General features: G+C 66.0%; 2 protein-coding genes and 1 pseudogene. All 3 read right to left on the reverse strand.

The genetic code is table 11. The features are described 5' to 3' along the window. Positions 1-77 precede the first annotated feature (77 nt). Entirely contained in the window at positions 78-215 is a 138-nt protein-coding gene (locus BLW04_RS27265) for a hypothetical protein (RefSeq protein WP_175484312.1), read from the reverse strand. Positions 216-287: 72 nt separating this feature from the next. Then, the gene (locus tag BLW04_RS29040) at positions 288-1,379 is read right to left on the reverse strand and encodes a recombinase family protein (protein WP_256375514.1); all 1,092 of its coding nucleotides are present in this window, start codon (positions 1,377-1,379) and stop codon (positions 288-290) included. Positions 1,380-1,451: 72 nt separating this feature from the next. Then, a pseudogene (locus BLW04_RS29285) lies at positions 1,452-1,874 on the reverse strand (recombinase family protein); the annotation flags it as partial. Between the last annotated feature and the right edge of the window lie 73 nt (positions 1,875-1,947).

Below are 1,947 nucleotides of genomic sequence, written 5' to 3' on the forward strand. Positions count from 1 at the left end.
AATCAGCGCCGCCGAGTACGGTTCGCCTGCACTCGGCGACACCGCCGGGTCACCGTCTGCTGAGGGTCATTTCCCCCTCAAGTTCGAAGAGCCCCCATGGCGGAGAAGACGTGCGAGCGCGGCTTGATGCCGAGCTCGTCAGCGAACTCGGCGTGCGTGTAGCCAGCTCGCCAGACGACCTCGCGGATAGGTTGCTCACCGAACGTGCGGGGCATGGTGTCTCCTGGAGAAATAGCGCCAAGAGCAACCCGCAAAACGACATAGTGCCGCGCTGCGGGTTCCTCTTCCTAAGGACCCGACAGCCTTGCGGCGTCGTTGAGATCAATCGTACGACAGAAACCAACGACTTTGGATGAAGCCTCAGTCGACGGCGCTTGCTGCTTCCACGAGACGCGCACTCGCTGAAACAGAACGCGCTCCTGATGCTCTCTACGGCGACTTTCGAGCTGTTCGTCGCTTTCCTCGCGCTTGCGGGTCAGCGTGGACGTCACGCCCTTGGGGTGCGGCTGCACGGTGATGGTCTCGATGACGTGCTCCAGCAGGGAGCGCTGCCAGGGCACGTCGTGTTCGGCCCAGGCGTCACGGAGGCTGCGGCCGCCCGTGTCGATGACGAACGCAGCGCGGTGGACGTCGGCCAGTGCTCGGCGGTGCTGGTCAAGCTGCGCCGTAATGCGGGCGACCTGGGCTCGGTAGCGCTCCTTGGTCATGTCGCCGTCTGCGTATGCCGTGTCGACGCGGCTGAGTGCCTTCTCAGCGCGGTCGATCTCGTGGCGCAGGTCGTCGCCGTCGGCGCGCTCAATCGGAGACGCCAGGGCCGCCTGGAGGTCTGGAACGTCCAGTCGCGCGAAGACTTGGTCCAGGACCCAGCGCTCGGCTGATGCCGCGTCGATCCGCAGCTTGCCGCAGCCGCCGGTGGCGGGGTTGCACATGAACGTCCGCGACTTCACTCGCTGAGGGCTGCTCTTCGTCGGCGGTGACGTCCGCGTCGAGCCGTGCAGTCGAGAGCCACACAGGCCGCAAGTGAGGAAGCCCGACAGGGGAAACTTCCGCCGGTTGGACCAGTCCGGCTGCCGTGTCTCCGCGTAGCGGCTGTCGTCGTACAGCAGCTCGCGTAGCCGGTCCCAGTCGGCGCGGTCGAGGATGGGTTCGGTCACCTGCTGCATGGAGCCGTCGTCCTGTACGACGCAGCCGATGGTGGCCGGCACGGTCAGTACGCGCTTCAACGTCCGCGCGTGCCAGCGAGCGCCGTCCTTCGTGCGCGGGCTCGGGCCGGTCTTGATGTCGCGCTTGTTGAAGTCGTGCCACACGCCGTACAGGCTCTCGCCGTTCAAGATCCGCTGTGCAGCTCCGCGGATCACGGCGGCGCGCTCGGGATGGATCCTGAGCTTGCCGCCCGCAGCGTTGGTGTACCCGTATGGCGGGAAGCCGCCGTGACGGAGGCCGTTCTCTCTGCGCTCCTTCGCCTTGCGCGCTACTCGCTCGCCGATGCGACCAGCCTCGGCGGCGTCCCATGCGGCGAGCGTGATGGCCAGTGCGATGCCGTCCGCCGTCTCGATGTTGATGTCACCCGACGCGATGGTTCGCAGCTGGACGTTGTGTTTCTGGTTCAGCTCGATGAGGTCGAGCAGTTCACGTGGCTGCCGAGTCAGACGTGACGTCGAGTAAGCCAGGATGACGTCGATGTCACCGGCTTCGGCTGAGTCGAGCATCCGCTTGTACTCGGGCCGCACCTTCCTCCTGCGGCCACGAGTCCCGGCCCCGCTGGCACTTACGTCGTTGTCGACGTAGATGCCGAAGATGTCCCAGCCTTCGCGCTCGGCACGAGCCTCACAGTCCTGGCGCTGACGCTCGACGGAGGATGTCCCGAGTTCCGTGGAACTTCGGTAGCGGCCCGTTGATCAACTAGGCGGCGTTGCTGACGGGCCCATCATGCGCGGCGGGTACGAC

This window comes from Modestobacter sp. DSM 44400 (genome assembly GCF_900107175.1).
Classification (GTDB): domain Bacteria; phylum Actinomycetota; class Actinomycetes; order Mycobacteriales; family Geodermatophilaceae; genus Modestobacter.